This is a genomic window from Burkholderia sp. NRF60-BP8 (genome assembly GCF_001522585.2).
Classification (GTDB): domain Bacteria; phylum Pseudomonadota; class Gammaproteobacteria; order Burkholderiales; family Burkholderiaceae; genus Burkholderia.
Map to the genome: position 1 here is coordinate 264,435 of NZ_CP013373.1, position 24,341 is coordinate 288,775.

The window sequence follows — 24,341 nt, forward strand, 5'->3', positions numbered from 1 at the left end:
TTGCCAACCCCGCATGCTCCGGCATGCGGGGTTTCGTTTTTTCAGGCGCCGGGTTCGGCGGGGTCGTCGAGCCGGGCGGGCGGCGGCATGCGCATCGCGTCGACCACCGCGCGCATGCGCCGCCAGTGCGAGCCTTCCCAGAACACGCGCCGGCACACGTCGCACGCGGCGAAGCGCCGGTGCCGCTGCCGGATGCCGGCCGGCACACGCGGCGCCGCGGTCGCCGCGTCGAGCGGATGCAGCGGCGCGTTGCAGCGCAGGCACAGCCGGAACGGCCGCATGTGCGGCGCGAGATCGAGCCGCTCGAACAGTTCGCGCAACTGGTCGGCCGGCTGCAGCGCATGGAGATAGCAGCCGCGCGCGACCGCGCGCCGCTTGAGCAGCTCGCGGTCGCGCGTCAGCACGATCCGGTTCTCGCGCTCGGCGAGCGCCGCGAGTTCGTCGTCGCGGTAGTGGTTGTCGTAGCAGGTGTCGAAGCCGGCGAGGCGCAGCAGTTGCGCGAGGCCACCGAGATGCGCGTCGGCCACGAAGCGCCATGACGCCGGTTGCCGCGCGGCCGCGCCGTTGACCGCCGGCCGTGCGCGCTCGGGAAAGACCTCGACGCGGTCGCCGTCGCCGAGCGGCCGGTCGAGCGCGGCCGGCGCGTCGTTCACGCACAGCCGGCCGATTTCGGTATGCGGGACGCCGAGCGCCTCGATCGCATGCTTCACCGTCGCATCGCGGGCGTACGCGTGCGCGAACGCCCGGTCGCGCTGCGGGCGCGCGAGAAAGGCGTTCAGTTCGCCGTGAAAGCGGAAGGTCGCGGTCGCCATCCGTGCAGTATCGCACCGCGCCCGGCCGGCGGCAGGCGCTGCAAAGCGCCGGCATCTGTGTTTAACTCGCGGCTTCACGGAGCGAAGGAGCGGGACATGGATCTCGGGTTTATCGGGCTGGGCGAAATGGGGCAGGCGATCGCGACGAACCTGCTGAAGGCGGGCCACACGGTGCGGGTCTGGAACCGGTCGCGCGAGCGGGCCGAGCCGCTGGCCGCATTCGGCGCGCGTGTCGTCGACACGCCGGCCGACGCGTTTCGCGGCGACGCCGTGTTCTCGATGCTCGGCGACGATACGGCCGCGCGCGCGGTATTCGACGAAGCGCTGCTGGCCCAGGCGCCGCGCGGGCTGATCCACGTGAACATGGCGACGGTGTCGGTCGCGCTCGCCGAATCGCTCGCGCACGCGCATGCGTCGCGCGGCATCGACTACGTCGCCGCGCCGGTGATGGGGCGGCCCGACGTCGCGGCCGCCGCGCGCCTGACGATCATGGCGGGCGGCCCGGCCGAGGCGATCGACCGCGTGCAGCCGCTGTTCGACGCGATCGGTCAGAAGACCTGGCGCTTCGGTTCGCTGCCGCAGCACGCGAACGTCGCGAAGATCGCCGCGAATTTCACGCTCGCGTCGGCGATCGAGACGCTCGGCGAGGCGTCCGCGCTGCTGGGCGCGCACGGCGTCGCGATGCGCGATTTCCTCGACGTGATCACCAGCAGCGTGTTCCCGGGGCCCGTCTACGAAGGCTACGGCGCGATGATCGCGGAGCGGCGCTACGAGCCCGCGCGTTTCAAGGCGCGGCTCGGGCTGAAGGACGTGCGGCTCGCGCTGGAAGCCGGCGACGCGACGTCGGTGCCGCTGCCGGTGGCGAGCGTCGTGCGCGACAGCCTGCTCGACGTGCTCGCGCACGGCGGCGGCGACCAGGATTTCGCGGTGCTCGGCGAGGCCGCGCTGCGCCGCGCCGGCCGCTGACACGCGACAGAAGCGCCGTGCGCACGGCATAATCGGCAGTCCGTTTCCCTTACATCATCATTCCAGGCAGAGGCAGTCATGAACTTGCATACGTGGTGGCTTTTCGTGGCGACGGTGTTCGTCGTGTCGGCGATTCCGGGTCCGAACATGCTGCTCGTGATGACGCACGGCGCGCGGCACGGGCTGCGGCGCTCGTCCGCGACGATGGCCGGCTGCCTGAGCGCGCTGGTGCTGATGCTCGCGGTATCCGCGGCGGGGCTCGGCGCGGTGCTCGAGGCATGGCCGGCGATGTTCAATACGTTGCGCTTCGCGGGCGCGGCCTACCTGATCTATCTCGGCGTGAAGGCGTGGCGCGCACGCGTGGACGACGCGCCGGCGGCCGACGCCGATGCCGTGTCGCAAGGGGCGTCGGCATCGCGCGTGGCGCTGTTCCGCAACGGCTTCCTGGTCGCGGGCAGCAACCCGAAGGCGATCCTGTTCGCGGCCGCGCTGCTGCCGCAGTTCATCAACGCGGCCGAGCCTACGCTGCCGCAGTTCGGCATCCTCGTCGTCACGTTCGCGGTGATCGAAGTGAGCTGGTATCTCGTCTATGCGGCGTTCGGCACGCGCATCGGCGCCACGCTGAAGAGCCAGAGCGTCGCGAAGGTGTTCAACCGGCTGACGGGCGGGCTGTTCGTCGGCTTCGGCGCGATGATGGCGCTGGTTCGTCACTGATTCCCGGCCGGCACCGGCGTACCGAACGCCCCGTCCCTCGCAAGAGGGCGGGGCGTTCGGTTTTCGGGCGCCGCGTCGCACCGCTGCCCGCTCACGCACGCGGGCGATTCAGCGCCACCGCGCCGGCGCCGCGTCCGGCCGTCAGCCCGAACACGGCCGTCGCGCCGGCGAACGCGAACCCGACGCCGCACACCGCGCTCCATCCGCCCCATGCCCATGCGCTGCCCGCGAGCGCCGCGCCGAGCGCGCCGCCGACGAAGAACAGCCCGACGAACAGCCCGTTCAGGCGTCCGCGCGCGGCCGGGTTCAGCAGGTTGATCGCGCGACGGCCGATCGTCTGGTCGACGATGACGCCCGCATCGAGCAGCGCCGCACCGCCGGCCAGCAGCGCGAGCGCGACGCCGCGATGCGCATGCGCGTCGAAGCCGAACCAGCCGGCGCCGGCGATCCCGAGCACGGCGAGCGCCGCGAGCATCGTGCCGTGCGCGAGCCGCTGCGCGGCCGGGCCGTGACCGCGGTCGCCCGCGCGGCCGGCGAGCGGCGTGACGATCGCGCCGCTGGCGCCGGCGAACGCGAACAGCGCGATCCCATGCAGGTCGAGCGCGAACGGCGGCTGCGCGAGCCGCAGCCCGACGGCGGTCCAGAATGCGCTGAACGCGGCCATCGCGAGCGCGGCCGACAGCGCATGCCGACGCAGCACCGGCTCGTCGGCGAGCAGGCGTCCCATCGATGCGAGCAACGCACGGTAGCCGACCGTGATCGACGGTGTGCGCGTCGGCAGGCGCAGCGCGAGCACGACGGCGATCGCCGCGTTCGCGAGCGCGGCCAGCAGATAGAACGCGCGCCAGCCGGCCGATCCCGCGATCAGGCTCGCGAGCGGCCGCGACAGCAGGATCCCGAGCATCAGCCCGCTCATCACGTTGCCGACCGCGCGGCCGCGCTGCGCTTCGGGCGCCATCGACGCGGCCATCGGCACGAGCATCTGGATCACGCTCGACGCGGCGCCGGCCGCGAGCGTCGCGAGCAGGAACACGATGCCCGAGCGCGTGACGGCGGGCAGCGCGAGCGCCGCCGCGCAGACGGCGAGCGTCGCGACGATCAGGCGGCGGTTCTCGAGCAGGTCGACCAGCGGCACGAGTAGCGCGAGCCCGGCCGCGTAGCCGAGTTGCGGCAGCATCGCGACGAGCCCGGCGAGGCCGGGCGGCAGGTGCAGGTCCGCGCTGATCGGGCCGGTCAGCGGTTGCGCGGCGAACAGATCCATCACGATCACGCCGACCGTCGCGGCGAAGAACAGCGTCATGCCCGCGCTCAGCGCGGGCGGCGCGGCGACGGACGAGGAAACGGGGGCGGAGCAACGGTGGGCAGGGCAGTTCATCGGAAGCCTGACGGGGAGGTCGAAGGAATTCCCATCGTAGGTGTCCGATGTTTATGCGACAATTGAAATATGTCTAACACGATTATGCGAGTTTGTTTTGAATACGCGTGATCTCCAGGCGTTCGTCGCGGTCGTCGACAGCGGGTCGATGGTTGCCGCGGCCGCGAAGCTTCATCTGACGCAGCCGGGCCTGACGCGGCGCGTGCAGAACCTCGAATCGCTGCTCGGCGTGCCGCTGCTCGAACGGCAGAGCAAGCCGCTGAAGCCGACCGCGGCCGGGCGCGACGTCTACGCGCTCGCGCGCAACGTGCTCGGCGCGGTCGACGAGCTGATGGCGGCGGGCGCGCCGGACGGCGAGCCGTCGGGCGAACTGCGCATCGGCGTGCCGCCGTTTCTGTCCGAACTCGCGCTGGAGCGGCCGATCGATCGGCTGCGCGACGCGTTCCCGCGCCTCACGCTGCGCGTGACGGCCGGCTGGTCGCCCGCGCTGGTGCAGGGCATCGAGCGCGGCGCGCTCGACGTCGCCACCGTGATGGTGCCGGCGAGCGCGGCGCTACCGGACGCGTTGACGGCAACGCTCATCGCCACGCAGCCGACGGTGCTCGTCGCCGCGCGCGATTTCCCGCTGCCGGCGGGCCCGCTGTCGCTCGACACGCTGTCGGGTTTTCCGTGGGTGCTGAGCCAGGACGGCTGCGGGATGCGTTCGGCGCTGAGCCGGGCGCTCGGCGCGGCCGGGCTGCCGTTCGACGTCGCGGTCGAGGCATTCGGCTCGGAGTTGCAGTTGTCGCTCGTCGCGCGCGGCGCCGGCATCGGGATCGCTGCGCCGAACGCGCTGGCGCGCAGCGCGCATCGCGATGCGCTGAGGGTGGTGGAAACGACGGGGCTGGAAACGCGGATCAACGTGTGGATCGTGCACGGCACGTTGCCGGGCCGGCTGGTGCGGCCGGTCGCGCTGCTGCGCGACGCGCTGGGCGAGGTCCTCGAACGGGAGAACGAGAAGGGGTCGGGTGCCGTAACGGCGAACTAGAGGCCGCGTTCGAGGGAAAATCCTTATTTTCTCTACGGAAATGTTGCATTGCGGAAACCGATTCGCTATAGTTGCACCTGTCTCCTCCATGTCTCCTCTGATATGGATTCAGCCCGCCACTTAGGCGGGCTTTTTTTTGCCTGCGATTGTGTCGCGGCGCTCCATTTGCCGGCCCTCGCCGCGCTCAGAACTTGTAGGTCATCCCGACGTAGCTGATGATCGGGTCCGCCTTCAGGTCCGATTTCGATTCGGCGAGCACCGAGCCGTCGGCCGCCTTGATCGTCACCGTCGACGTCGTCTTCAGCGGGATGTAGGTCACCGACGCGACCAGCCCGAAGTGTTCGGTCAGGTTGTACTGCAGGCCCGCGTTGAACACCGGCTGCCACGACGACGACGCCTTCGCTTCCACCGACGTCGTCCCCGGCTTGCCCGCGCCCGCCGCGAGGATCGCACCGAGGTTGTCCTGCGTCTGCTTGATGAAGTTCGTGTTGAGCTGCAGGTCGCTGAACCAGTTGTACGACACGCCGAGGCCGAGGAACGGCCGGAACTTCGCGGTGGCCTGCCCGAAGTAGTACTGCAGGATCACCGCCGGGCTCCACTGCCGCACGCTCTTCACGATCGGGTTGACCGATCCCAGCCCGATGTTCTGCGTGCCGAGCGCGCCGGCGGGTCCGGGCGGCTTGATCGTGCCCTGGCCCGACACCTTGAATACCGGCGGCACGCCCGCCACCGACGTGACCGCGATGTGGTCGGTCAGGAAGTGGCTGACCGTCAGGCCGACGGTGTCGGCGCCGCTCGTGTGCAGCCCCGTGCCCGGCGACGTGAACGACGGCGGCAGCCGCAGCGGCGTGTTGATCGGCGTCGGCGCGACGTTGGTCGTCATCGGCGTGCTGCTCTGCTGCGGCATGATATGGAACCAGCCCAGCGTGACGACGTTGCTGCCGGCGCTCTGCGCGTGCGCCGCGAGCGGCGCGGCGGCGGCCGCCGCCGCGCAGAGAAGGGTTTTCTTCATCACGGCTTCTCCCTCCGCTTACTGGACGAATGCGCCGATCGTGAAATACGGCGTCGATCCCGCGTTGTCGAGGAAACCGAACACGCCACCCGTGAAGATGAACTTGCCGGTCGGCGACGTGCTGCCCGAACCCGTGTGGATCGTCGTGACCGTGCCCGGCACCTTCTGCGTGTAGTCGAGGTCGAGCGCGGTCGCGAGCGACGCCTGCGACGGCTGGAACGGGTCGAGCAGCGTGGCCTGCTTGTCGATCAGCGCGGTGGTGCGGTAATCGAACTGGCTGTCGACGCCGATGTACTCGCCGTTCTGCGAGCCGGCCGCCACGGCCGTCTGCGGCGCGAGGATCGAGATGCTCGATTCGTCGTCGGCGGTCAGGCCCGGCACGCCGTTGCTGTCGGGCGTCGGGTTCGGGTTCGCGACCCCCGTGCGCACGAGGATCGGCACGAGCTGGTTGCGCAGCTTGCCGACGATCATGAAGCCCTTGCCCTGCGGCGTGGCCGACAGCGTCGGCTTCAACTGGCTCGCGTAGTTGTTCGACTGGAACGCGCCGCTGCCGTCGGCCGACTGCACGAAGTTCGTGCCCTGCTGCGCGCACGCGCCGCCGGCGAACTGGCCGGTCGTGTCGCACTTGGTCCACGTGCCGTCCGCGTTGATCGTCACCTTCGCGTCGATCGATGCCGGCGCGAATTTCTGCGACGGCACTTCGCCGAAGCCGATGTGGCTGTACGTGCCCGCGACCTTCGTGATGTCGGTTTCGATCGACGAGAAGCCGATGAACGGGTAGTACGGGAATTTCGTGTCGGGCACCGCGGCCTGGCCGAGCACGCCGTCGAACTGGATCTCCTTGCCGGGAATCGTGCCGCCCGCGACGCCGAAGCCGACGAAGATGCGCGCCGGACGCGACGCATCGAGGCTCGCGCCGTTCAGACGGAACGCGCATTGGTTCAGCTTGTTGGTCGGCAACAGCGTTTCCTGCGTGAGCGTGCCGCTGTCGACGGTGCCCGCACGGGTCGGCACGACGGTACCGGTCTTTTGCGGCACCGGCGATTCGACATAGGTGACCTGCCAGGTCATCTTGGTCGTGTCGAGCTGGACCTTCGCGAGTTCGCCGCTGCCCGCGCCGCCCGTAAACACGGTGTTGTAGTCGAGCGTGGCAGGGCAGAGCCGATCCTCGACGAGCGGCGGCGGATTGTCGCTGCCGCCGCCGCATGCGGAAAGAAGGGGGGCGGCAAGGGCCGCCGCCAGAATGAGGTTGCGCTTCATGTTGCTCCTCCAGATTTGTCTTGTGCGGCGGCCAGCTCCCTGTCGGCCGCTTCTGTCGTGTGCTCGTCCTGCCGGCGCCGAGCCGAGCGCCTTCGTGCCTTCCCTGCGTCGCGCGGCGGCGGGCCGGCCGCCGCGCCCTCGATCGCTACTTGCTGATCTGCGCGCCCACGCCGAAGTACGGGGTCGACGATGTCGTCGAATTCGCCGACGTCGACGTGACGCCGCCGTTCACCGTGCCCTGGATCAGCGCCGCGTACAGCCCGCCCGTCGCGATCACGACGCCCGATGCGGACGGGTAGTTCGTGCCGGGCGGCGGCTTCGGTGTCGTCGTCGCGTTCAGCAGGCCTGGTGTCGTCTGACCGTAGTCGAGCGTGAAGCCGTCTTCCTCGGCCTGCGTGGACGGGTTGATGAACGACGCGTTACTGCCGCGGATCAGCGCGGCCGTGTACTTGAAGTTCGAGTCCGCGCCCGCGTAGCCGCCGTCGATCGCGCCCGACGTGATCGCCGTCGCCGCGCCGAGCACCGCGATGCCCGATTCGTCGTCGACCTGCGCGTCGAGGTGCAGCGGCGGCGTGCCGAGGTTCACGTTGCCCGTGCGCACGATCACCGGCACCGTCGCGCCGTTGAGCTGGCCGATCACCATGTGCGCGGTCGCCGACTTGCCGGTCGCGCCGACGATCGGCAGTTGCGTCTGCGGCAGCGTCTGCGGCGCCTTCGTGCTGTCGAAGTAGCCGCCCTTCGCGCTCGTCTTCCACGGATCGCCGGTCGTCTGGCAGCCGCCCGAACCGCTCGACGTGCACGCGCCGTTCGCATCGAACGTCTCGCTCGAATTCGAGCCCTTCGTCGCGTAGTTGCCCGATGGCACGAGGTGGTAGAGCAGCGCGTTGTACGTGCCCGGCAGTTTCGAGAGGTCGGTCGTCGTGTTCGCGAAGCCGAGGAACGGATAGAAGTCGAAGTGACGGTTCGGCACCTGGCCGACGTTCTGCACGACGCCCGGGATGATCGTCAGCCCGTCGTACTGGATCGTCGCGCCGGGAATGCCGCCGCCCGCCACGCCCATGCCGACCAGCAGCATCGGCGGGTTCGCCTGGTTGAAGTCGGCGGCCGTCGAGTAGGTCGAGCCGTCCGGCGCGGGGCCGGTGCCCGGCGTGAGGACGAACGCGCAGCGCGTCTGCTCGGCGGTCGGCAGCGTGCCGGTCGGCGGGTGGACGACCTTGCCGGTGATGGTCGTGCCGACGCGGCTCGGCGTGACGGTGCCCGTCTTCAGCGGAATCGGCGATTCGAGCCACGTGAGCGTGTACGTCATCGCGACCGCGTCGATGTTGACGCTGACGATCTCGCCGCTCCCTGCGCCGCCGAGATACGTGCTCTTCACGATATCCGCGTTGGCCGGGCAGAGTGCGCCGTTGATGGGCTGCGAAGGCGGCGGCCCTTGCGTGCCGCAGCTCGAGCCGGAACATTGGGGCGCATTGATCGGCGCGAGCGCGCCACCGGAGTCCCCCCCACCACATGCAACCAGGAAAGGGGCAATGGCAAAGGCCGTTGCCACCCCCTTCGATAAGGCGTGCGACATGCCGCTGTCTCCAATCGTTTAATTGTGCGAGCTAATGTCGCCGCCTGGATTTTTGCTGTCAATTGATGAACCCGTCTAAAAAAGGCGATTGAAACGGGATCTGCGATTTGAATCCTTGCCCGATAAGGCAATTGGTAAGAATTTAAACGCGAGACGGGCTGTCGAAAGCTGCCGCGGTGGGGGATGCGCGACGCCCGGCGCGCTCTCGCAGCGCCTTCCTGCGTATAACGGCAGCGTTTAAATCGACGGTATCCGGTTTATCCCTATTCGGGATTGACTGGATAAGGAGGCAGGCTGGTTTAATTCACTGGTAATCGCGCAATGGAAAGCTTGTAAATATTTGTAAATGCGCGGCCCGGTGTTTTTGTATATTGCCTGATACGAGTAAATAAAAAGCCGGCCAGTGGCCGGCTTTGCGTCGCGTGCGATGCTGAATCAGCGTTTGAGGCCCGCGTCCTCGGCCGCGCCGATGTTGAGGTTCATGCACTGGATCGCGGCGCCCGATGCGCCCTTGCCGAGGTTGTCGAGGCGCGCGACCGTGACGAAGCGCTCCGCGTTGCCGAACACGAACAGGTCGACGCGGTTCGTGTCGTTGTTCGCCTGCACGTCGAAGAAGCCGCTGTCGAGGTTCGCCTCCGCGTCGAACGGTGCGACGCGCACGAACGCTTCGTCCGCGTAGTACTCGGCGAACACGCGCTGCACGTCCTGCGGCGTCGCGCGCTTCGCGAGCTGCTCGGGCGTGAAGTAGGTCGTCACCGCGAGGCCCTTCAGGAAGGGGCCGACGATCGGCGTGAAGATCGGCGCGTTCGCGAGGCCGGTATGCGCGGCCATTTCCGGCAGGTGCTTGTGAGCGAGGCCGAGCGCGTACGGGCGCGGGCTCGCGAGCTTGCCGCCCGGCGCGGCGCTTTCGTACTCGGCGATCATCGACTTGCCGCCGCCGCTGTAGCCGGTGATCGAGTAGCTGTGCGCGGCGAACGTCGGCGCGACGATGCCCGCATCGACGAGCGGACGCATCGCGAGCACGAACGCCGATGCGTGGCAGCCGGGCACCGCGATGCGCTTCGACGTGCGAATCTTCTCGCGCTGCGCGCGGGTCAGTTCGGGCAGGCCGTAGGCCCAGTCGGCGTGGGTGCGGAACGCGGTGCTCGCGTCGATCAGCGTGGTGTTCGGATTTTCGACGAGCGATGCGGATTCGCGCGACGCGACATCCGGCAGGCACAGGAACGTGACGTCCGACGCGTTGATCAGGCGGCGGCGCTCGTCGACGTCCTTGCGCTTCGCTTCATCGATGCGCAGGATCTCGATGTCGCTGCGTGCCGACAGGTATTCGAAGATCTTGAGGCCGGTCGTGCCTTCCTGGCCGTCGACAAAAACTTTGGTGCTCATTTCGCTCTCACTGAATGAAACGGGAGCCGCGGCGCCCTGAAACCGCCATTTTAAGACGTCATCCGGCGGCACTGCACCGCACGGGGCGAAAAAAGACGGCCCGCGGGCCGTCTTGTGTCCGTTTGGCGCGTCTCGGGGCCGCGCGGCCGCCAGCGGCGGCACGGACCGACCGAGGGCGCCCGGGCGCGCTCAGCGGCCGCCGGCCACCCAGCGCGCCGTCGCGTCGGCGACGCGCCGGCCGAACGCTTTCGCGGTGTCGAGGTCGCCGGGCAGCGGGCCCTCGTCGGGCGTCGCGTCCGCCGGCGACTGCGCGAGCAGGCCCGTGAAGCCGCCGACGTAGTTGATGTCGTTGCGCGTGGCCGCCTTCGAGTTGGCCGGCATCATGCCCGTGCCGACCCACACCATCCCATGTTGCATCGCCAGCGTGACGAAATACTGAATCGTCGAGAACTTGTCGCCGTTCATCGTCGCCGAATTCGTGAAACCCGCGGCGATCTTGTCCTTCCATTTCTGCGTAAACCACGGTTTCGACGTGGCATCGGCGAACTGCTTGAACTGCGCGGACGGGCCGCCCATGTAGGTCGGCGCGCCGAAGACGATCGCGTCCGCCGCGTCGAGCGCGGCCCAGCCCGCGTCGTCGAGTTCGCCGACGGCGATGAGGCGTGCGGTGGCGCCGGCATCCTGCGCACCCGCGTGCACGGCCTCGGCCAGTTTCTGCGTGTGACCGTAGCCGCTGTGATAGACGATGACGATGTTCGACATGAAGCGTTCTCCGGAAAGGGATGGGAACGGCGGACCGCAGGCTCGCCGCGTCGCGCGCCGCACTCGGTCGGCGCGACGGATGCGCGGCGGAGCGCCGCGACCGGTGCTGCCGAGTCTAGCAAGCCGAAATGACGGGAAAAAGCGCGCACGCCGCGCACTGAAATTCGCCGGCGCGGGCAATCGTGCCGCGCGACGGGCGGCGGCGCGCGAGTGCCTACTGTCCGTAAGTGACCGTGAGTTGCGCGGCGCCGATCGCGAGCGTGCCGATCTCGTGTTCGAACATCGGCGCGGGGCGGCCCTGCGAGATGCGCAGGTCGGTGCCTTTCAGCGCGTAGACGGTGATCACGTAGCGATGAGGCTTGCCGGGCGGCGGGCACGGGCCGCCGTAGCCGTCGATCCCGAAATCGTTGCGTGCCTCGCTCGCGCCGATGCGGCGCAGGAAGCCGGATGCGCTCGCGTCGGCCGGCAGGCTCGTGACGGTCGCGGGGATGCCCGCGACGGCCCAGTGCCACCAGCCGTGCCCGGGCGCGTCGGGATCGAAGATCGTGACCGCATAGCCGCGCGTGCCGGGCGGCGGGTTGTGCCACGCGAGTTGCGGCGAGCGGTTCGCGCCCTTGCAGTCGCCGCGGTCGAACACGTTCGCGGCCCGCACGCGGGCGCCGGGCGTCAGGTCGTCGCTCGTCACGGTGAACGGGCCTTCCGCATGCGCGGGCAGCACCGCGAAAACGGCGGCGTACAGGAGGGCGGGGAGGCGGAGCGGAGACGGGCGACCCGATGGCGCAGGCGGAGTGATCCGGCGATCCACACGCATATGGCGCTTCTCCCGTCACGTGGGCCGGGCCGAGGCTCCCGGCATTGTTGGCGTTGTGTGTTGCCCGCGCCGCCGATGGCGGCGATGGATCAAGTCTAGCATTAGGGTTCGATGAGCGACGCACGCCGGCGAGAGCGATTGCGGTCGGTCAGCGCGCCGGCCGACGGACGAAAAAAAACCGCCTGCGATGAAGCAGGCGGCTGTCTCGGCCAGTGCGCCGGCACGCATGCCGGCGTGGCGTCATTCCTTCGGCGCCGTCGCGCCGCCGTGCGCGGCCGACCACTCGGCCGGTGCGTGCAGGAATTTCTCGACTTCGTCGAGCGTCTTCGTCTCGAAGTAGCCCGAGGCCTTCGCGACGCGCAGCACGTCCCACCACGTGGCGAGCGCGTGCAGGTCGACGTCGATGTCCTTCAGGACCGACACGCTTTCCTTGAAGATGTCGTAGTGGAACAGCACGAAGCAGTGGTTCACCGTCGCGCCGGCGGTGCGCAGCGCGTTGACGAAGTTGATCTTGCTGCGGCTGTCGGTCGTCAGGTCTTCCACCAGCAGCACGCGCGAGCCCTCCTCGAGATGGCCTTCGATCTGCGCATTGCGGCCGAAACCCTTCGGCTTTTTGCGCACGTACTGCATCGGCACCATCATCCGGTCCGCGATCCAGGCCGCGAACGGGATGCCGGCCGTCTCGCCGCCCGCCACCGCGTCGATCTGCTCGAAGCCGATGTCGCGCGTGATCGTCGTTTCCGCCATTTCCATCAACGCACGGCGCACGCGCGGATACGAGATCAGCTTGCGGCAGTCGATGTAGACGGGGCTTGCCCAGCCGGACGTGAAGATGAACGGTTTTTCGGCATTGAAGTGCACCGCCTGCACTTCGAGCAGGATTTTGGCGGTCGTATCCGAGATCGACTGACGATCGTAGCCTGTCATGGGCATTCCTTGGGTGATGAGCGAGGAGCGGGCGCGGGCCCGGTGGCGCAGCAAGGGAACCCGCCCGGGGGGCCGGGGCGCGATCGGCGGACCGATCGCATCGCTGCGCGCGTAGCCGGCTATTTTACCCGATTCAGGTCGGTTTTCGGCGGAATTCGCGCGGGTTCGCGATGTCGCTCACCACCGGCGAAACAAATGGGGCGCGACCGTCCCGATGCTGATGCCGGGGATGCGGCGGTGCACCAACAGAGGTCATTTAGGGGGTGTACACTAGGCGACCCTTGGAAATCGTTCAGTACTTTGTACTTTCCTCTTGCCATCCGCCAAGGTTCGATGGCGCGCCGATCCGGCGCGTCGCGGGCCGTCTCGCAGTCGACCATCCCCTCGATTCAAGCAGACGCGGCCGAAGGTGCTGTGTACTGAATCGTCACAATTTCGCATGTCTCTCGCAGGTCAATCATGGACGAACAACTGAAGCAGGCCGCTCTCGCTTATCACCTGAACCCGAAACCCGGCAAGATTTCGGTCACCCCGACCAAGCCGCTGTCGAACCAGCTCGATCTGTCGCTCGCGTATTCGCCGGGCGTCGCCGCCGCGTGCGAGGCGATCCACGCCGATCCGCTCGACGCGCAGAAGTACACGTCGCGCGGCAACCTCGTCGGCGTCATCACGAACGGCACGGCCGTGCTCGGTCTCGGCAACATCGGCCCGCTCGCCGCGAAGCCGGTGATGGAAGGCAAGGGCTGCCTCTTCAAGAAATTCGCGGGCATCGACGTGTTCGACATCGAACTGTCGGAGTCCGACCCCGACAAGCTCGTCGAGGCGATCGCGATGCTCGAGCCGACGCTCGGCGGCATCAACCTCGAGGACATCAAGGCGCCGGAATGCTTCTACATCGAGCAGAAGCTGCGCGAGCGCATGAAGATCCCCGTCTTCCACGACGACCAGCACGGCACCGCGATCATCGCGTCGGCCGCGATCCTGAACGGCCTGAAGGTCGTCGGCAAGAAGCTGTCGGAAGTGAAGCTCGTGTGCTCGGGCGCGGGCGCCGCGGCGATCGCGTGTCTGGACCTGCTGGTGAACCTCGGCCTCACGAAGTCGAACATCCTCGTCGCCGATTCGAAGGGCGTGATCTACGAAGGGCGCGGCAACCTCGATCCGTCGAAGCAGCGCTATGCGGCGAACACCGACGCGCGCACGCTCGCCGACGCGATCGTCGGCGCGGACGTGTTCCTCGGCTGCTCGAGCGCGGGCGTGCTGAAGCAGGACATGGTCAAGACGATGGGCGATCGCCCGCTGATCCTGGCGCTCGCGAACCCGGAACCGGAAATCCGCCCGGAAGACGCGAAGGCCGTGCGCCCGGACGCGATCGTCGCGACCGGCCGTTCGGACTACCCGAACCAGGTCAACAACGTGCTGTGCTTCCCGTTCATCTTCCGCGGCGCGCTCGACGTCGGCGCGACGACGATCACTGAAGAAATGAAGCTCGCGTGCGTGCGCGCGATCGCCGAGCTGGCCGAGGAAACCGACCAGAGCGAGGAAGTCGCGAAGGCGTATGAAGGCCATTCGCTCGAATTCGGCCCGGAATACCTGATTCCGAAGCCGTTCGATCCGCGCCTGATCATCAAGATCGCGCCGGCCGTCGCGCAGGCCGCGATGGATTCGGGTGTCGCCACGCGCCCGATCCAGGACATGGACGCCTACCGCGAGCAGCTCGGCGCGACCGTCTACCGCACCGGCATGGTGATGCGCCCGGTGTTCGCGACCGCGAAGCAGAAGGAAGCCCGCATCGTGTTCGCCGAGGGCGAGGACGAGCGCGTGCTGCGTGCCGCGCAGTTCGTGCTGCTGGAAAAGATCGCGAAGCCGATCATCATCGGCCGTCCGTCGGTCGTCGACATGCGTCTCGCGAAGATCGGTTCGAAGCTGAAGGCCGGCACCGATTTCGAAATCGTCGATCCGGAAGACGATGCGCGCTACCACCGCTATTGGCAGGCGTATCAGGAGATCGGCGCGCGCGACGGCGTGACGCCGGAAGTCGCGAAGGCCGCGATGCGCAAGTTCAACACGCTGATCGGCGCGATGCTGGTGCACCTGGGCGATGCGGACGGGATGATCTGCGGGATGATCGACACGTTCCACAGCCACCTGAAGTTCATCGAGCAGGTGCTGGGCCGCGCGAAGGGCGCCGAGCACTTCGCCGCGATGAACCTGCTGATGCTGCCGGGCCGCAACCTGTTCCTGTGCGACACGTACGTGAACGAGCAGCCGAGCGCCGACCAGCTCGCCGACATGACGATCCAGGCCGCGGCCGAGATCGAGCGCTTCGGCATCGCGCCGAAGGCCGCGCTGCTGTCGAACTCGAACTTCGGCAGCGCGCCGTCGGCGTCGTCGCGCCGGATGGCCGAGGCCCGCAAGCTGATCGTCGAACGTGCGCCGAACCTCGAAGTCGACGGCGAAATGCACGGCGACGCCGCGCTGTCGGAAATGATCCGCAAGCAGGCGTTCCCGGGCACGACGCTGTCGGGCGAAGCGAACCTGCTGATCATGCCGAACGTCGAAGCCGCGAACATCGCGTACAACCTGCTGAAGATGGTCGGCGGCGAAGGCGTGACGGTCGGCCCGTTCCTGCTCGGCGCGGCGAAGCCGGTCCACATCCTGACGCCGGCCGCGACCGTGCGCCGGATCATCAACATGACGGCCGTTGCCGCCGCGAACGCGAACACGAAGTAAGTCCACGCCCGCGGGTGCCGCGCGTCAGGCGCGGCGCAATGAAAAACGCCACGGAACCTGCGTTCCGTGGCGTTTTTTTTCGTGTGAACCGTAAAGGGCGGCGTGGGCGAGGCGTTCCGACCGCGAACGCGTCGCCCGCCGCGTACCGTTACGCGACCTGCTGGTGCGACTCGCCGCCTGCCGGCGAACGCCACTTGGCGAGCAGCGTGTGCCACTTCTGGCGCACCGCGCGCAGGTTGTTCTCCTTCACGTGACCGTAGCCTCGAATGCCGTCCGGCAGCGCCGCGAGCTCGAGCGCGAGCGGGCGGTTGGCCGCGTTCAACCTGGCCAGCACCTCGTCGATCAGCGCTTCGTACTCGCCGATCAGCGCGCGCTCGGTGCGGCGCTCCGCGGTGCGGCCGAACGGATCGAGCCCCGTGCCGCGCAGGAACTTCGCCTTCGCCAGCAGCCGGAACGCCGTCATCATCCACGGGCCGTACGCCTTCTTCACGAGATGGCCGTGCGCATCCGTCTTCGCGAACAGCGGCGGCGCGAGGTGGAATTTCAGCTTCCAGTCGCCTTCGAACTGCGCGGTCAGGCGCGCGAGGAACGCAGGATCGGACTGCAGCCGCGCGACCTCGTATTCGTCCTTGTACGCCATCAGCTTGAACAGGTTGCGCGCGACCGCTTCGGTCAGCGGTTCCTGCACGGTGTCGCCGTCCGCCAGCGCGCGCTCGGTGGCACGCACCTTGTCGACGAATGCCGCATAACGCGACGCGTACGCGGCGTTCTGGTAGGCGGTGAGGAATGCCACGCGCTTCGCGATCAGCGCGTCGACCGCCTTCTTCGTGTGCAGCGAGATCACCGTGGCGCCTTGCGCGGGGCGGGCGTCGCCGGCCGCGGCCTGCTTCACGCTGGCCAGGTCGTACGCGGCGCGGCGGCCCCAGTCGAACGCCGCGCGGTTCTTCTCGACCGATACCGCGTTCAACTCGATCGCGCGTTCGAGCGACGCGAGCGTCAGCGGCAGCCAGCCCTTCTGCCAGGCGTAGCCGAGCACGAACGGGTTCGTGTAGATCGCGTCGCCGAGCAGCGCGACCGCGAAGCGGTTCGCGTCGATGAAGTCGACGGCGTCACCCGCCGCCGCGCGAATGTCGTTCTCGGCGGACACGCCGGGGAATGCCCAGTTCGGGTTCTTGATGAACTCGGCGGTCGGCGTCTGCGCACTGTTGACGACGACCCGCGTCGCGTCGTGCCGCATCCGCGACGTGCACTCGTCGCCGGCCGTGACGATCGCGTCGCAGCCGATCACGAGATCGGCTTCGCCCATCGCGATCCGCGTGGCGTGGATGTCGGTCGGCGCGTGCGAGATCTGCACGTGGCTCATCACGGCGCCGCCTTTCTGCGCGAGGCCGGTGACGTCGAGCACGGTCACGCCCTTGTTCTCCAGGTGCGCGGCCATGCCGAGCAGCGCGCCGATCGTGACGACGCCCGTGCCGCCCACGCCGGTGACGAGCACGCCGTACGCGCGCTCGATGTCCGGCAGCGTCGGCTCGGGGATCGGCGGCAATGCGCTGCCGTCGACCGACACGGCCTTCGGCTTCTTCAACTGGCCGCCCTCGACCGTGACGAAGCTCGGGCAGAAGCCCTTCACGCACGAAAAGTCCTTGTTGCAGCTCGACTGGTTGATCTGGCGCTTCGTGCCGAATTCGGTTTCCAGCGGTTCGACCGACAGGCAGTTCGACTGCACCGAGCAGTCGCCGCAGCCTTCGCACACCGCTTCGTTGATCACGACGCGCTTGGCCGGGTCCGGATACGTGCCGCGTTTGCGACGGCGGCGCTTCTCGGTCGCGCAGGTCTGGTCGTAGATCAGGATCGTCGTGCCTTCGATCTCGCGCAGTTCGCGCTGCACGTCGTCGAGCCGGTCGCGGTGATGGATCGTCACGCCCGGCGCGAGCAGCGCCTTCTGGCTGTCGTACTTCTCCGGTTCGTCGGTGACGATCACGATCTTCTTCGCGCCTTCGGACGCGAGCTGATGCGTGATCTGCGGCACCGTCAGCACGCCGTCGACCGGCTGGCCGCCCGTCATCGCCACCGCGTCGTTGTAGAGGATCTTGTAGGTGATGTTCGCCTTCGACGAGATCGCCGCGCGCACCGCGAGCAGGCCCGAATGGAAATAGGTGCCGTCGCCGAGGTTCGCGAACACGTGCTTTTCGTCCGTGAACGGCGCCTGGCCGATCCACGGCACGCCTTCGCCGCCCATCTGGCTGAAGGTGCTCGTGCTGCGGTCCATCCACACGGTCATGTAGTGGCAGCCGATCCCCGCGATCGCACGCGAGCCTTCCGGCACGTTGGTCGACGTGTTGTGCGGGCAGCCCGAGCAGAACCACGGTTTGCGCTCGGTCTGCACGTGCGGCTTCGCGAGCGCCATTTCCTTCGCGTTGATCACCGCGAGCCGCGCGGCGATGCGCGCGCGCACGTCGGACGGCAATTCGAACTTCTCGAGCCGCGTCGCGATCGCCTTCGCGATGATCGCCGGCGACAGCTCGTAATGCGCGGGGAGCAGCCAGTTGCCCATCGGCACCGACCATTCGCCGCCGGCGCCATCCTTCTCGTCGAACTTGCCGAACACGCGCGGGCGTTGCGCGTCGGGCCAGTTGTACAGCTCTTCCTTGATCGCGTATTCGAGGATCTGGCGCTTTTCCTCGACGACGAGGATTTCGTCGAGCCCACGCGCGAACGCCTGCGCGCCCTGCGCTTCGAGCGGCCACACGCAGCCGACCTTGTAGAGCCGGATGCCGATCCGCGCGCAGGTTTCGTCGTCGAGGCCGAGGTCGATCAGCGCCTGGCGCACGTCGAGGTACGCCTTGCCGCCGGTCATGATCCCGAAGCGCGCATGCGGCGAGTCGATCTCGATCCGGTCGAGCTTGTTCGCGCGCACGTAGGCGAGCGCCGCGTACCACTTGTAGTCGAGCAGCCGCGCTTCCTGCACGAGCGGCGGATCGGGCCAGCGGATGTTCAGTCCGCCTTCCGGCAGGATGAAATCGGTCGGCAGCACGATCTCGGTGCGATGCGGGTCGATGTCGACCGACGCCGACGATTCGACCACGTCCGTCACGCACTTGAGCGCGACCCACAGGCCCGAATAACGGCTCATCGCCCAGCCGTGCAGGCCGAAATCGAGATATTCCTGCACGTTGGACGGAAACAGCACCGGCAGCCCGCAGGCCTTGAAGATGTGTTCGGATTGATGCGCGAGCGTCGACGATTTCGCCGCGTGATCGTCGCCGGCGAGCACCAGCACGCCGCCGTGCTGCGACGAGCCGGCCGAGTTCGCGTGCTTGAAGACGTCGCCGGTGCGATCGACGCCCGGGCCCTTGCCGTACCACATGCCGAACACGCCGTCGTATTTTGCGCCCGGGTACAGGTTCACCTGCTGCGAGCCCCACACGGCGGTGGCGGCGAGGTCTTCGTTGAGGCCGGGCTGGAAGACGATCTGGTGGGCGGCCAGGTGCTGCTTGGCTTTCCAGAGCGACAGATCGAGGCCGCCGAGCGGCGAGCCGCGGTAGCCGGATATGAAGCCGGCCGTATTGAGGCCGGCGGCGCGGTCGCGTTCCTGCTGGAGCATCGGCAGGCGCACGAGGGCCTGGATGCCGCTCATGTACGCGCGGCCGCGTTCCAGCGTGTATTTGTCGTCAAGCGTGACGGACTTCAGCGCGGCTTCTAGCGACGCGCGTTGGTCTGCGTCTAGCGGGGCATTCATTAACTGTCTCCTCCACCCGGTCTGGGATCACCAAAACTTCGGTTGCGTCGGCATCTTTTGGACGCTTCAGCAGTGGCCGGCATGTTCGCCGGTTTCAAGGGATGGTAGCACTGGGGCAAACCCGCCGCCCATCGGTCGCAACGCGGGGAAATGAGGGCGGCGCACCGCAAAACAGGGCGGGATGATGCGTTACATCATGTAAAAGCATGTAAAGCCGCGTTGATCTGCCGGCAAATGCCGTTAATCTTGTCGGCCTGCCGGAGGTGCCCGGCCGCGTCGGTTCGTTCCGACTCAGTCGGGGAGGCGCCGGCAGTTTTACAGGAGGTGCAATGAACACACGTCATATCCAGAGTTTCCTGATCGTGTCCGCCGCATTTTTCGCGATGACCGGCCCGGTGCACGCGCGCGGCGCGAGCGCACTGGCGGCAGCCGGCGCGCAGATGCGTCAGATCGTGCCGGCTCAGGACACCGCAGCACAGCCGTCGGCCGAACGTGCCGCCGAGTCGAAGGCGAACGTGCGTTGATGCGATCGCGCGGCCCGCGGGCTGCGCCGGAATGCAAAAAGGGCGGGAATCCCGGGATTCCCGCCCTTTTTCTTTGTGCCGCCGGATCGCGTGGCCGTCCCGGTTACTCGGGGCTGCCGCCGCGCGGCGGCAGCGTCAGGCCTTGTCCTGCACGACGCCGCGGCGGATCTGGTCGAGTTCGATCGATTCGAACAGCGCCTTGAAGTTGCCTTCGCCGAAGCCCTGGTTGCCCTTGCGCTGGATGATTTCGAAGAAGATCGGCCCGATCTGGTTTTCGGTGAAGATCTGCAGCAGCAGGTCGTCGCGCGCGCCGTCGATCAGGATCTTGCGCTTCTTCAGCTCGTCCAGCGATTCGCCGTGGTTCGGCACGCGGCGGTCGACCAGCTCGTAATACGTGTCGATCGTGTCGAGCAGCTTCACTTCCTTGCTGCGCAGCCCGTCGACCGCCCGGTAGATGTCGCTCGCGCCGAGCGCGATGTGCTGGATGCCTTCGCCGTGATACGCGTCGAGATATTCCTGGATCTGGCCGGCCGTATCCGAGCCTTCCTCGTTGATCGGGATGCGGATCTTGCCGCACGGCGACGTCATCGCCTTCGACTTCACGCCCGTCACCTTGCCTTCGATGTCGAAATAGCGCACTTCGCGGAAGTTGAACAGGCGTTCGTAGAACTCCGCCCATTCCTGCATGCGGCCGCGATGCACGTTGTGCGTCAGATGGTCGATGTAGGTGAGGCCGTGGCCGACCGGGTTCGGGTTCGCGCCGGGAATCGGCTCGAAGTCGACGTCGTAGATGCTGATGTCGCCGATCGCGCCCGGTTGTGCGCCGTTCTTGCCGCGCCAGCGATCGACGAAGTAGATCAACGAATCGCCGATGCCCTTGATCGCGGGGATGTTCAGCTCCATCGGGCCCGTCTTGTTGTCGAAGCCCCATGCGCCGAGCTCCAGCGCGCGCTGGTACGCCTTGGCGGCGTCCTGCACGCGGAACGCGATCGCGCAGATCGACGGGCCGTGCAGCCGCGCGAAGCGTTGCGCGAACGAATCGGGTTCGGCGTTGATGATGAAATTGATGTCGCCCTGGCGGTACACCGTCACGTCCTTGTGGCGGTGGCGCGCGATCGCGGTGAAACCCATCCGTTCGAACAGTTGTCCGAGTGCTTTCGGGTCCGGTGCCGTGTATTCGATGAATTCGAAGCCGTCGGTGCCGACGGGGTTGTCCCAGGTGGGGATCTGCATGTCGTGTCTCCTGTGCGGGGCGATCGGCCGGGGGCGGCGTGCGCGTGTCCGGCGTGGTTCGATGTCGACGGCCGCGCCGGCAGCGCGCGTGCGCGGCGAGTCGAAGCATGCGACAGAGTGTAGCGGGCGGCCGCGAGCGGAAACTTGCGAACTTAATCGCCCGAGCCTACGATGGCGCAATTTCCAGTCTCAAAATACTCATCGGAGGGCAGAAGATGGCGCAAGCTGAATTGGATGCCATCGATCGTCGAATCCTCGCGATTCTTCAGGAGAACGGGCGCCTGTCGAACCAGGAGATCGCCGAACGCGTGAACCTGTCGCCGAGCCCGTGCCTGCGGCGGATCCGGCGGCTCGAGGAAATCGGCGTGATCACGGGCTACGTCGCGCTGTTGAATCCGCAGAAGCTCGGGCTCGACCTGCTGGCCTACGTGAGCGTGCGGCTCGAAAAGCGCGGCGGCCTCGCGCCGATGCGGGCCGACGAGACGTCGGCGCGCGCGGGCGCGACCCACGCGGAACTGTTTCGCGCGGCCGTGCAGGCCTGGCCGGAAGTGGTCGCGTGCCATGCGATGACGGGCGACATGGACTACCTGCTGCGTGTGCAGGTCGAGGACATGGCGCATTTCTCCCGCTTCGTGCAGGAGCATCTGCTGCACCATCCGTCGGTGATCGACGTGAAAACGAGCTTTTCGCTCGATTGCTTCAAGGAAACGACGGCGTTGCCGATTCGTTCGGTGCGCTAGCGCGGCGGGGAAGGGAGGACGCCGGGCGCGCCGCACGCGCGGCCCGGCTGGTCGACGTCAGGCCGTCATTGCGGCGGGCATCAGCGATTCGATGAACTTCGTCGTGCGGCGCGCCTGGCGCTTCATCGCGTAGTCGAACACCGCGGCCTGCTCCTGCAGCATCTCGGCGATGATCGTCGAGTGGTCGGCCGGCGGCAGCGACAGGTACGCATCGGCTTCGCCGTACGCGTACTCGATCCGCATCCCGGACTTCTTCGCGATGTGCATCATCGTCGCGTTACGCGACAGGCAGTGCATGTACAGCATCGTCACGTGCGTGTTGCGGCTGCGGATCGCCGCGCGCTCGAACAGCTTCGAGCCGACGCCGCGGCCGCGCGCGCTTTCGAGCACCGACACGCCGAATTCCGCCGTGCGCGTGTCGCCCTCGGCCGGCAGATAGGCCAGATGGCCGACGCCGATCAGTTCGAGGTCGTGGTCGAACACGCCGAACACGGTATCGCGACCGAAGTCGATCGTGCGGACATAGTTCTCGATCACGTGGTCGGGCACCATCTGGCCGAAGCGCAGCAGGCGGTCCTCTTCGTCGAGCGAGAGAAAGTGGGTGAGCATGTGCTCACGGTCTTTGGAAGCCAGTTCCCTGACGAGAACCGGCGCAGTACCGACCTTGCCGACAGCATCGGCACGGCCGTTGAATTGCGTGTTCATCGTGGGTTCCTCAGTGTGGGCGCACAAACGGGTTGTGCAATGCAACAGCATTTTACCCGAGCGGGGTTGGGGAAAACCCGTATTTGACAGTGTTTATGCCGAGGGGGAATTCTAAATCCGCTTAGTTCATTCTCTATCTATTTGATTTTTAACGGATATAAAATTCATCATATGAAATGCGCGACGGGCGGTCGCACTGTGCCCGTCACGCAACGCATGCTGCTGCGCGGCAATCAGGCGGCTGTCGACAGCCCGCGCTCGATCAGGTCGATCACCTGTTCGGCGAAGTCGCGATAGCCGAGGCGCCCGCCCGGCTTCAGCCACGTGAAGGTCCAGTTGATCATCCCGAACACCATCATCGTCACCGAGGTCTGGTTTTCCTTCGAGATGCGGTCCGGGTAAGCGCGCGCGAGCTGCCGCGTGAACGCCGCGACGATGTCGCGCTGGCGGTCGAGCACGATTTCGCGCTGCGCGTCCTCGAGGTACTTCACGTCGTTGAGCAGCGCGACGTGGCGGCTGTGCGACGTCTCGTATTCGGCGAGGAACGCGCGCACGAGTTCGGCGAACGCGTCGCGCTCGCTGAGGCCGCGCCGCTGGCTCGCGCCCTCGACCTCGGCGATGATCAGCATCAGCCGTTTCGTGTAGCGGTCGAGCAGGTCGAACAGGATCGCTTCCTTGCTCTCGTAATAGTGATAGAGCCGCGCCTTCGACGTGCCGCTCGCGGTCGCGAGATCGGACATCGACGTGCTCGGGTAGCTCGTTTGCGCGAATTTCTCGGCGGCCAGGTCGAGGATCTGCTCGCGCTGGGATTCGTGGTCGGGCGCTCGGGTTCGGGCCATGGTCGAATACGGAAGATTAGCGGTGCGGGGCGGCACGGACCGCGCGCACCTGCGTGGAAGAGAGGGCGTCGGGCGCGTCGTCCTGCAGCTCGAGCCGGCCGGCGACCGCCAGCTCGCGGCAACGCCACCAGGCGATCGAGTCGCTGACGAACAGCCCGCCGCGGTCGGCGGCGGCCATGATGCTGCCGACGAGGCGCCGCGCAGGCTGCCAGTCGGTTTCCGCGCGCGCGACGATCAGTGCGTCGAGATCGGCGTAGTGGCCGCTCTTGATCGTGTTGCTGACCCAATAACGCAGTTCGGCGTTCAGGTGCTTCGCTTCCTGCCATTCGAGCGCGAGGCGGCCAATGCGCAGGACCGAGACCGGCGCGGCCGCCGGCCGCTTGCGCGCCAGTTCCGCGGGCGAGAACATCCCGGTCGCGCATGCCTGGTCGGTGCGCGACAGCGACGCGCGCTGCGCGGCGTCGAGATCGGCGGCCGACAGCCGCACCTCGTTCAGGCGCTGCGGCACGTTGCGCAGGTGATAGGCGACGCGGCGCAGCAGCAGCTTGTCGCCGACGCTCGGCGCGTGCCACACGACGACCTGGCCTGTCTCCGTCGCGAGTTGGCCGAGGCGTGCGAATTCGCCTTCGATTTCCGCGTTCCAGTCGGGAATCTGGTCGCCGAGCACGTGCTGCCAGAAGGCGGCGCGCGTGTCGGGCGTCTCGTCGGCGCCCTTCAGCGGCCCGACGCCGAGATCGTCGAGCAAACCGACGACGCGCTCGTCGCGTCCGGCTTGCGCGAGGGCCTCGCGCAGCGACGCGGCGGCGGTGCCGCCCTGAATCACATGAATGGTACTCATCGGCCTGTCGTCAACAAAAGAAAACCGCCGGCGGGGCGGACGTTGAGACGTCCACCCCGCCGGCGGCCCCTAGGGTCTGTTTACATATGGAACGCACATGCGAATGCCCGAAATCGCTCGTAGGCCAAGGAGTGAGGAGCGCCGTTTGGCCGCGCCAAACAAGCGACGAACGACGCCGCCATACGGGCGATTTCGGGCATTCCCGTGACATGATTTTTTAATTTGGGGTTGCCACGAGAACGGCCGCTCGCCGTGTTGCGCTCCTTGCGAATACGTCAGTATTCGCGGCGTCGCGCGCCTCGCGAGCGGCCGTTCTCGTGGCAACGCATGCGCGTTCCATATGTAAACAGACCCTAGTGTAAGCGAGA

Annotated in this window: 20 protein-coding genes; 6 read left to right on the forward strand and 14 right to left on the reverse strand. The window is 67.5% G+C overall.

Going from position 1 to position 24,341, the window contains the following annotated elements; translation table 11 throughout:
• Positions 1 to 41 precede the first annotated feature (41 nt).
• The gene (locus WS54_RS14260; protein ID WP_059780360.1) at positions 42 to 812 is read right to left on the reverse strand and encodes a Mut7-C RNAse domain-containing protein; all 771 of its coding nucleotides are present in this window, start codon (positions 810 to 812) and stop codon (positions 42 to 44) included.
• Here WS54_RS14260 and WS54_RS14265 point away from each other — a divergent pair.
• Both WS54_RS14265 and WS54_RS14270 read left to right on the forward strand, forming a co-directional pair.
• On the forward strand, positions 702 to 1,778 hold the full coding sequence (locus WS54_RS14265) for an NAD(P)-dependent oxidoreductase (RefSeq protein WP_257792065.1): 1,077 nt from the start codon (positions 702 to 704) through the stop codon (positions 1,776 to 1,778). The two genes, WS54_RS14260 and WS54_RS14265, sit on opposite strands and share 111 nt — an antisense overlap.
• Before the next feature lie 78 nt (positions 1,779 to 1,856).
• Complete coding sequence (locus WS54_RS14270) at positions 1,857 to 2,492, forward strand: LysE family translocator (protein WP_059780358.1); 636 nt, start codon at positions 1,857 to 1,859, stop codon at positions 2,490 to 2,492.
• A gap of 91 nt (positions 2,493 to 2,583) precedes the next feature.
• Here the strand turns inward: WS54_RS14270 and WS54_RS14275 are convergent, their stop codons facing one another.
• Positions 2,584 to 3,867: an MFS transporter gene (locus WS54_RS14275; RefSeq protein ID WP_059780357.1), complete on the reverse strand. Its 1,284-nt coding sequence runs from the start codon at positions 3,865 to 3,867 to the stop codon at positions 2,584 to 2,586.
• Positions 3,868 to 3,964: 97 nt separating this feature from the next.
• On the opposite strand from WS54_RS14275, the gene WS54_RS14280 reads away from it, so the two are divergent.
• On the forward strand, positions 3,965 to 4,894 hold the full coding sequence (locus WS54_RS14280) for a LysR family transcriptional regulator (protein ID WP_059780356.1): 930 nt from the start codon (positions 3,965 to 3,967) through the stop codon (positions 4,892 to 4,894).
• Between the two features lie 184 nt (positions 4,895 to 5,078).
• Here the strand turns inward: WS54_RS14280 and WS54_RS14285 are convergent, their stop codons facing one another.
• From WS54_RS14285 to WS54_RS14315, 7 genes are all read right to left on the reverse strand, one after another.
• Complete coding sequence (locus WS54_RS14285; RefSeq protein WP_059503357.1) at positions 5,079 to 5,906, reverse strand: OmpW/AlkL family protein; 828 nt, start codon at positions 5,904 to 5,906, stop codon at positions 5,079 to 5,081.
• Positions 5,907 to 5,924: 18 nt separating this feature from the next.
• The gene (locus tag WS54_RS14290) at positions 5,925 to 7,166 is read right to left on the reverse strand and encodes a DUF2957 domain-containing protein (RefSeq protein WP_059780355.1); all 1,242 of its coding nucleotides are present in this window, start codon (positions 7,164 to 7,166) and stop codon (positions 5,925 to 5,927) included.
• A 145-nt stretch (positions 7,167 to 7,311) separates the two neighbouring features.
• On the reverse strand, positions 7,312 to 8,739 hold the full coding sequence (locus WS54_RS14295; RefSeq protein WP_059780354.1) for a DUF2957 domain-containing protein: 1,428 nt from the start codon (positions 8,737 to 8,739) through the stop codon (positions 7,312 to 7,314).
• A gap of 435 nt (positions 8,740 to 9,174) precedes the next feature.
• Positions 9,175 to 10,125, reverse strand: coding sequence for an N-acetyl-gamma-glutamyl-phosphate reductase (gene argC / locus WS54_RS14300; RefSeq protein WP_034209534.1), 951 nt, complete (start codon positions 10,123 to 10,125; stop codon positions 9,175 to 9,177).
• A 189-nt stretch (positions 10,126 to 10,314) separates the two neighbouring features.
• Positions 10,315 to 10,887, reverse strand: a complete 573-nt coding sequence (locus WS54_RS14305) for a flavodoxin family protein (RefSeq protein ID WP_027783284.1) — start codon at positions 10,885 to 10,887, stop codon at positions 10,315 to 10,317.
• A 214-nt stretch (positions 10,888 to 11,101) separates the two neighbouring features.
• Complete coding sequence (locus WS54_RS14310; RefSeq protein ID WP_034209533.1) at positions 11,102 to 11,698, reverse strand: YbhB/YbcL family Raf kinase inhibitor-like protein; 597 nt, start codon at positions 11,696 to 11,698, stop codon at positions 11,102 to 11,104.
• A 240-nt stretch (positions 11,699 to 11,938) separates the two neighbouring features.
• Complete coding sequence (locus tag WS54_RS14315; RefSeq protein ID WP_011546659.1) at positions 11,939 to 12,625, reverse strand: orotate phosphoribosyltransferase; 687 nt, start codon at positions 12,623 to 12,625, stop codon at positions 11,939 to 11,941.
• Between the two features lie 459 nt (positions 12,626 to 13,084).
• Between WS54_RS14315 and WS54_RS14320 the strand changes: the two genes are divergently transcribed.
• Positions 13,085 to 15,355 (forward strand): NADP-dependent malic enzyme, encoded by a 2,271-nt coding sequence (locus tag WS54_RS14320; RefSeq protein WP_059780353.1) that lies wholly within the window; start codon positions 13,085 to 13,087, stop codon positions 15,353 to 15,355.
• Positions 15,356 to 15,503: 148 nt separating this feature from the next.
• On the opposite strand, the gene WS54_RS14330 is transcribed toward WS54_RS14320, so the two are convergent.
• Positions 15,504 to 19,094 carry an indolepyruvate ferredoxin oxidoreductase family protein gene (locus WS54_RS14330; protein WP_059780352.1) on the reverse strand — a complete coding sequence of 1,197 codons (3,591 nt, stop codon included), beginning with the start codon at positions 19,092 to 19,094 and terminating at the stop codon, positions 15,504 to 15,506.
• Between the two features lie 329 nt (positions 19,095 to 19,423).
• Here WS54_RS14330 and WS54_RS14335 point away from each other — a divergent pair, with 329 nt between their 5' ends.
• A complete protein-coding gene (locus tag WS54_RS14335; RefSeq protein ID WP_034209530.1) occupies positions 19,424 to 19,618 on the forward strand; it encodes a hypothetical protein in 195 nt (64 codons plus the stop codon).
• 135 nt (positions 19,619 to 19,753) lie between these two features.
• On the opposite strand, the gene hppD is transcribed toward WS54_RS14335, so the two are convergent.
• Positions 19,754 to 20,851: a 4-hydroxyphenylpyruvate dioxygenase gene (hppD, locus tag WS54_RS14340; RefSeq protein ID WP_059780351.1), complete on the reverse strand. Its 1,098-nt coding sequence runs from the start codon at positions 20,849 to 20,851 to the stop codon at positions 19,754 to 19,756.
• A gap of 215 nt (positions 20,852 to 21,066) precedes the next feature.
• On the opposite strand from hppD, the gene WS54_RS14345 reads away from it, so the two are divergent.
• Positions 21,067 to 21,591 (forward strand): Lrp/AsnC family transcriptional regulator, encoded by a 525-nt coding sequence (locus WS54_RS14345; RefSeq protein ID WP_059500083.1) that lies wholly within the window; start codon positions 21,067 to 21,069, stop codon positions 21,589 to 21,591.
• 57 nt (positions 21,592 to 21,648) lie between these two features.
• Here the strand turns inward: WS54_RS14345 and WS54_RS14350 are convergent, their stop codons facing one another.
• The 3 genes from WS54_RS14350 to WS54_RS14360 all read right to left on the reverse strand — a co-directional run bounded on the left by WS54_RS14350 (position 21,649) and on the right by WS54_RS14360 (position 23,973).
• Complete coding sequence (locus WS54_RS14350; RefSeq protein ID WP_059780350.1) at positions 21,649 to 22,296, reverse strand: GNAT family N-acetyltransferase; 648 nt, start codon at positions 22,294 to 22,296, stop codon at positions 21,649 to 21,651.
• Between the two features lie 233 nt (positions 22,297 to 22,529).
• Entirely contained in the window at positions 22,530 to 23,135 is a 606-nt protein-coding gene (locus WS54_RS14355) for a TetR/AcrR family transcriptional regulator (RefSeq protein WP_006482923.1), read from the reverse strand.
• Between the two features lie 16 nt (positions 23,136 to 23,151).
• Entirely contained in the window at positions 23,152 to 23,973 is an 822-nt protein-coding gene (locus tag WS54_RS14360) for a DUF1835 domain-containing protein (RefSeq protein WP_034209526.1), read from the reverse strand.
• Positions 23,974 to 24,341: the final 368 nt, after the last annotated feature.